The 7,084-nt window shown below is 66.2% G+C and carries 5 protein-coding genes; 1 reads left to right on the top strand and 4 read right to left on the bottom strand.

Going from position 1 to position 7,084, the window contains the following annotated elements; all coding sequences use genetic code 11:
• Nucleotides 1–65: 65 nt before the first annotated feature.
• Nucleotides 66–1,142 (bottom strand): Gldg family protein, encoded by a 1,077-nt coding sequence (locus ABWY06_RS06115; RefSeq protein ID WP_353924673.1) that lies wholly within the window; start codon nt 1,140–1,142, stop codon nt 66–68.
• Nucleotides 1,143–1,375: 233 nt separating this feature from the next.
• Nucleotides 1,376–1,846: a hypothetical protein gene (locus ABWY06_RS06120; protein WP_353924674.1), complete on the bottom strand. Its 471-nt coding sequence runs from the start codon at nt 1,844–1,846 to the stop codon at nt 1,376–1,378.
• Nucleotides 1,847–2,071: 225 nt separating this feature from the next.
• On the opposite strand from ABWY06_RS06120, the gene plsB reads away from it, so the two are divergent.
• Nucleotides 2,072–4,570: a glycerol-3-phosphate 1-O-acyltransferase PlsB gene (plsB, locus tag ABWY06_RS06125; protein ID WP_353924675.1), complete on the top strand. Its 2,499-nt coding sequence runs from the start codon at nt 2,072–2,074 to the stop codon at nt 4,568–4,570.
• Between the two features lie 239 nt (nt 4,571–4,809).
• On the opposite strand, the gene ABWY06_RS06130 is transcribed toward plsB, so the two are convergent.
• Together ABWY06_RS06130 and ABWY06_RS06135 are read right to left on the bottom strand one after the other, a co-directional pair.
• A complete protein-coding gene (locus tag ABWY06_RS06130) occupies nt 4,810–5,382 on the bottom strand; it encodes a COG3904 family protein (RefSeq protein ID WP_353924676.1) in 573 nt (190 codons plus the stop codon).
• A 331-nt stretch (nt 5,383–5,713) separates the two neighbouring features.
• Nucleotides 5,714–7,084, bottom strand: a 1,371-nt coding sequence (locus ABWY06_RS06135) for a DNA polymerase II (RefSeq protein WP_353924677.1), incomplete at its 5' end; no start/stop codon positions are given.

The following is a 7,084-nucleotide window of genomic DNA, read 5'->3' on the forward strand; positions in this document are numbered from 1 at the left end:
CGCCAAGCTTGCCCTTCATTCCCCCGGAGGTCCGTCGCGGGCTTTGCCTAGGCAAGCCGTCTGGCCTAGCGCAGCCTGGCCACGGCAGGCGGGGCATTGGAGCGGACCAGGCTGTTCAGCGCGTTGATCACGAAACGGCCATTGTCCGCCCAGGGCTGCCGCACCGTTTCAGCGCGCAACCCTTGCGCCTGTACCCACAGGGGGTCGCTTAGCAGGTCGGTATCGGCCACCACGAGCAGATGAATGCTGTCGGCCGCCTTCAGGCCCTCCCTGCGCCCCTCGATGCCCTCCGGGTAGGCACTGCGGGCCGGCCCACGGATGCGCGCGGCCAGGCTGTAGCGCTCGCCGGTCGGCTTCAGTTCGCGGCTCAGACCCAGGGGCTCACGCAAGGCGGCGATCCCCGTGGCGGCGAACGGCATGGCATTGGCGGAGCTGCGCAGCACGGGCATAAATCTCGTGCTCGCCCCCACCAAGGGTTCGAGCAGGCCGGCGCTGGCCAGGCTGAGGTACGCCAAGCCTTGGGTGCTGGCGTCCCGCGGATCCAGGGCCGCCCGGGGCAGGCCCAACCAGTCTTCCGGGAGCGCGGGCGCCAAGCCCCGCCCCAGGCCCATGCCCATCGCGTAAGTACCGTCGGCCAGCACCTGATCGGGCACCAGGCGCAGGCCCCAGGCCTCGAGCAAGGGCTCCAGGTCCGACGCCCGGCCCGCATCGGGCGGCAAGTCCGGGCCCAGCCCGGTATCCGCTTCGCTGAGCGGATCGACGAACAGCAGCAATTTGCCCCCGCGCAACACGAACTGGTCGATGGCGTACAGGCTCGGTTCGGATAGCCCCTTGGGGTGCACCAGCAGCAGCACGGCGATCTCGTCCGGGACCTGTTCGACCGAGCCCGGCACAAGCTCGACCTGGAACCGCTGGCGGATCTCCTCCAGCACCTGCCAGGGCGGGGTGACCTGCCGGCCATGGGGGTCGATAGCGCCGGCGAGCGGCAACCAGGACAGCAGCCCGATCACCGGCCGTTTCGGCGCGCTCAAGCCCTGCCCCAGGCGCCCGTCGGGAAACGGCAGGCCGGCCAGCAGCCTGATCGCGACAACCACCAGCACGGTCAACAGCAGCACGAGGCCGGTCTGGATCAGTCGCTTCATCTCAGTCCGCCTTCCGCAGGTCAATCACCCCTGCCGTGACTGATGGCCTCGTATCCAAACAGCACGCAGCGCACGGGTTCAGGGGGATTATTCAGATCATGGATGCAGGCCCGTCCCCAAAGAGCGCCTGGACGACGGGCCCCACCAGTACCGGGTCGGACTATAAGAAGCCGACCACGGCAGAGCAAGGCAAGTTCGCTGCAGCAGGCGGATCGCAGCGAGCGGTCGCCCCCTCAAGGGCTGACTTGATAACCGCGCCCTTGCAGGCAGTTGGCATAGGCCGTCGAGTCGACCTGACCGGCACTGGCCGAGTCATCGCGACGATCATCGCGGCGATCGCGGCGCTGGCGCGAGCCGCCCACCGCTGCTCCCGCCACGGCGACCTCCTTGGCCTGGTTCTGCCGGTACTCCTGCTTCACGTCGTCATCCACACGGTCATAGACTTCCTCGTGCTGGTTGCCGCGCACCTGCGCCACTGCCGCACCGGCCACGGCACCGGCAGCCGCGCCGCGCACCCGGCCACCGGACTTCCCATCGCTGGTCGAGCTGCTGGAAGCGCTGGTCGCCGAACTGCTGCAGCTGGCGATATCCTGCTGGATCTGCTGGGAGCTCTGGCCCTGCAGGGGGACCACCGTTTCGGCCAAGGCTTGGACAGTCCCCGCCGACAAGGCCACGCACACACACAGAGATGACAGCCTGTTCATAGCAACCTCCTGGAGTCACAGTGGGAAAGGCGGTGCGGATCGGACTTGCCGTTGGCGAGTGGGAACCAGGATCGCGGCACCACAACGATTCAGCATAGCCTTAATCTGCGGCCGCCCCAGGTGCCTGCGGGTCAACCAGCACTGCAGGTTTTTGCCGCCAGGCGGCGAATCCGGCACACTAACGCCCCCGAGCAAATGCTCGCTTGATTGCCCTGCAGAGTCCGTATGACCCGTTCGCCCCTCCGCCGTCTCGTGTTTGGCACCCTGCGCCGCCTGCTGTACCTCTGGGTGCGCTCGGAAACCATCAACCAGTCCGCCTTCAGCCTCAAGCTCGATCGCAATAAGCCAGTGTTCTACGTGCTGCAACAGCCGGCCCTGAGCGACCTGGCGGTGCTTGACACCGAATGCGGCAAGGCCGGCCTGCCACGGCCGGTGTTGCCGGTGGACGTGGGCGGGGTGGATGAACCGGCAGCGTTCTTCTACCTGACCCCCGAGCCCGACTGGCTGGGGCGCCAGGACAAACGCGGCGCCTCGCCGACCCTGGTGCGGCTGGTGAACGCCGTCGCTGAGCAGCGGATCGAGGACGTCCAGATCGTCCCGGTCAGCGTGTTCTGGGGCCAGACGCCGGCCAGCGAATCGAGTCCGTGGAAACTGCTGTTCGCCGACAGCTGGGCGGTCACCGGGCGCTTGCGCAAGCTGGTGAGCATCCTGATCCTGGGGCGCAAGACCCGCGTGCAGTTCTCCGCCCCGCTGCAGCTGCGCGAGCTGGTCGAGCAGGACAAGGGCCACGAGCGCACCCTGCGCATGGTCAACCGCCTGTTGCGGGTGCATTTTCGCAACCAGAAGGCCGCGGTCATCGGGCCTGACCTGTCGCACCGGCGCAACCTGGTCAAGGGTCTGGTGCTCGACCCGCAAGTGCGCCAGGCCATCGCCGACGAGGCCGAGCGCGAAAAGATCCCCCTGGCCAAGGCACAAGCCCAGGCCCTGCGCTACGGCAACGAAATCGCCTCGGACTACACCTACACCGCCATCCGCTTCCTCGAGGTGGTGCTCAGCTGGTTCTGGAACAAGATCTATGACGGCATCAAGATCAGCCATATCGAGGGCGTGCAAGCCATCGCCCACGGCCATGAGGTGATCTATGTACCCTGCCACCGCAGCCATATCGACTACCTGCTGCTGTCCTACCTGCTGTTCCGCAATGGCCTGACGCCGCCCCATATCGCCGCGGGCATCAACCTCAATATGCCGGTGATCGGCAGCCTGCTGCGCCGTGGCGGGGCGTTTTTCATGCGCCGCACCTTCAAGGGCAACCCGCTCTACACCGCGGTGTTTAACGAATACCTGCACACCCTGTTCAGCCGCGGTTTTCCGGTGGAGTACTTCGTCGAAGGCGGCCGCTCGCGCACCGGCCGCATGCTGCAGCCCAAGACCGGCATGCTGGCGATCACCTTGCGCAGCTTCCTGCGCTCCCATCGCCTGCCGATCGTCTTCGTGCCGGTCTATATCGGCTACGAGCGGGTGCTGGAAGGCCGTACCTACCTGGGCGAACTGCGCGGGGCGACCAAGAAAAAAGAGTCGATCTTCGATATCTTCAAAGTCATAGGCGCGCTCAAGCAGCGTTTTGGCCAGGTTTCGGTCAACTTCGGCGCACCGATCAAGCTGGCCGAATTCCTCGACCAGCAGCAACCCGGCTGGCGCGAACAGGACCACGGTCCGCAGTACAAGCCGAGCTGGCTCAACGCGACCACCGGCCGCCTGGGCGAACGCGTGGCGCGTAACCTCAACGAAGCCGCGGCGGTCAACCCGGTCAACCTGGTGGCCCTGGCGCTGCTCTCCTCGAGCAAGCTGGCGCTGGACGAACGGGCATTGAACCGCGTGCTCGACCTCTACCTGGCCCTGCTGCGCCGGGTGCCCTACGCCCCCCACACTACCCTGCCCGACGGCAATGGCCAAGCGCTGATCGAACACGTACAGGGCATGCAGCTGCTGGCCGAACAGAAGGACGCCCTGGGCAAGATCTTCTACCTGGACGAGCAGAACGCCGTCCTGATGACCTACTACCGCAACAACGTGCTGCATATCTTCGCCCTGCCGGCGCTGCTCGCCAGCTTCTTCCAGAGCAGCGGGCGGATGAGTCGCGAGCAGATCCTGCGCTACACCCGTGCGCTCTACCCCTACCTGCAGGCGGAACTGTTTATCCGCTGGAGCCTGGACGAGCTCGACGCCGTGGTCGATCAGTGGCTGGAAGCCTTCCTGGAACAGGGCCTGCTCAAGCTCGAGAGCGATGTCTACGTGCGCCCGGCGCCCAGCTCGCGCAGCTTCGTGCTGCTGACCCTGCTGTCGCGCACCATCGCCCAGACCCTGCAGCGCTTCTACATGGCCATCGCCTTGCTGCTCAACAGCGGGCAGAACAACCTCAGCGCTGAGGAACTGGAAGACCTGTGCACCATCATGGCCCAACGGCTGTCGATCCTGCATGGCCTGAACGCCCCGGAGTTCTTCGACAAGAGCCTGTTCCGCCACTTTATCCAGAGCATGCTCGACCAGGGCGTACTGCGCCGCGACGAGGCCGGCAAGCTCAGCCACCATCCGCTGCTCGGCGAACTGGCCGAGGGCGCGGCGAAACGGGTATTGCCTGCGGAAATCCGTCTGTCGATCCGCCAGGTGGCCATGGACCGCAGCGAAGACATCGAAGACCTCGATATCACCCAGCAGCGCTAAGCGCGCAGCCCCCAGCTATTGGGGGGCGCGCCTTGCCGGCGGACCAACGCGCAACGCGTAGGGTGGATGGCGCCTTATCCATTCACCGCGCAGGGCTCCGGTGGAATAACGATGGTGCCCACGCTCCGCGTGGGCACCCCGACCGGGACGCTCCGGCGTCCGCTGCTGGCGTGCCGGTTTCGGGGCTCTGGTGGAATGAAGGGGCCCGCCGAGGTGGAATCACCCGCCCCTGACCCGCCTCAGTTAAGCCGATACCGGGCCAGGTCCTGGGCCGACAGCACCCGCATCCTGGTCGGCTCGATCGCCTGCAGGTCGGTCGCCAGGTTGGCGGGGATGTTCATTTCCTTGAAATAGGCGCTCGGGCTGTACGCCACGCCCTTACCAGCCAGATTGGCCCAGACCGAGTCACCGTGGGTGAAATAGGGCCGATGGATGGCGACCGCGCCGCGTACCGTCTTGCCGCGACCGGCGGCCAGCAGATAAACGCAAGTGCCCTGGCAAACGGCGTCGGCCGGCACCACGGCATCGAAGCCCTCCTCGCGCAGCAGACGGCCCATTCTGATGGCTTCCGGCACACTGCCACCGATGCTGTTCAACAACATCATCTTCTTGGCATAAGGGCCCGGGTTACCCGTGATGCCCTTGATCAGCGCGTCATAGTCGCCCGGTGCAATGTCATCGGACAGGTTGACGGCCAAGATCCGGCCGGCGGTTTTGGACTGCACGGCCTGCACCTCGACCTTGGCCTTCGCGGCGGCCGAAGCGAAGGCACACGCGCCGACCAGGGCAAGTCGCATTAGGGTACTGATCATCGTTCAACCGCGTCCTTATACCGAGGATTGCAAACCGCCGACGATACCCCTAACCACCGCAGGGGCCAAGGACGCGATGTTCGGCATCTCACCCACCGCCCTCCCCAACCCCGTCATAGCCGCGAAGACGGGTATCCAGGCCGCAAGGTGGATTCCCGCCCAACGGGAGCTACGCAAGCGCGCTCCAACGGGCCGGTTGACATGGGCTACCGACGCGCGTTTCGTAGAGCGGGTGAAACCCGCGAACCGCGGTAATTGCGACCTCGTAGCCAGCGCTTGCATGCCCAACCCTGAGCGCGGCGCGTAACGCCGTATCGCGCTCAAGCAGGCCCTAAAACAACCCCAGTTGCGCGCCGACCAGGGTGGTGAAGTCGTCCTGCACGAACGGCAGGATGGCGTCGGCCACCGGTTGCAGCTGACGGGTCAGGTAGTGGTCGTAGTCGATAGGCGCCTGGCGCACTTCCAGTGGCTCGGGGCCGGTGACCGTCATCAGGTAGCTGATCGAGCCGCCGTTCTGGTACTGCCGCGGGCGACCCTGCTGGTCGTTGTACTGGTCGGCCAGGCGCGCCGCGCGCACGTGGGGCGGCACGTTGCGCTGGTAGTCGTCGAGCCGACGGCGCAGGCGCTTACGGTAGATCAGCAGCTCGTCCTGCTCGCCGGCCAGGGTGCGTCGCACGAAGTCGCGCACGTAATCCTGGTGGGGTTGGCGGTCGAAGATCAGCCGGTACAGCTCGCGCTGGAACTGCCGGGCCAACGGCGACCAGTCGGTACGCACCGTTTCCAGGCCCTTGAACACCATCTCCTCGCTGCTGTCGGCGCGGGTCACCAACCCGGCGTAGCGCTTTTTGCTGCCCTCTTCGGCGCCACGGATGGTCGGCATCAGGAACCGCCGGTAATGCACCTCGAACTGCAGCTCCAGGGCGCTCTGCAAGCCAAATGCCTGGGCCAGATGCTCGCGCCACCAGTGGTTGACCCGTCGCACCAGGGCCTGGCCGATCGCCGCGGCGTCGGCCTCGGCGTGGGCGCCCTTGAGCCAGACGAAGGTGGAGTCGGTGTCTCCATAGATCACCGCATACCCCTCGGCTTCGATCAGCTCGCGGGTCTGGCGCATGATCTCGTGGCCACGCAGGGTGATCGAAGACGCCAGGCGCGTATCGAAGAAACGGCAGCCGCTGGAGCCTAGCACCCCGTAAAAGGCGTTCATGATGATCTTTAGCGCCTGGGACAATGGCAGGTTGTGCTCGCGCTTGGCCTGCTCGCGGCCCTGCCAGACCCGCTCGACGATGGCCGGCAGGCAGTGGTGGCTGCGCGAGAACCGCGCGCCGCGAAAGCCCGGCACCGAGGTCGCATCGCCGGGCTCGCGCAGGCCTTCGACCAGGCCCACCGGATCGATCAGAAAGGTGCGGATGATCGAGGGGTACAGGCTCTTGTAGTCCAGCACCAGCACCGACTCGTAGAGCCCGGGGCGCGAGTCCATGACAAAGCCGCCAGGGCTGGCCTCGGGCGCCCGCTGCCCCAGGTTCGGCGCGACGAAGCCCTGGCGGTGCATCTGCGGCAGGTACAGGTGGGAAAAGGCCGCCACCGAGCCACCGCTGCGGTCGACCGGCAGGCCGGTGACACAGGCGCGCTCGAGCAGAAAGGTCAGCAGCTCGGTCTTGGCGAAGATCCGCGTGACCAGCTCGCAGTCCTTGAGGTTGTAGCG

Origin of the sequence: Pseudomonas sp. (genome assembly GCF_040514055.1) — a bacterium.
In the GTDB taxonomy this organism is placed as follows: Bacteria; Pseudomonadota; Gammaproteobacteria; order Pseudomonadales; family Pseudomonadaceae; genus Aquipseudomonas.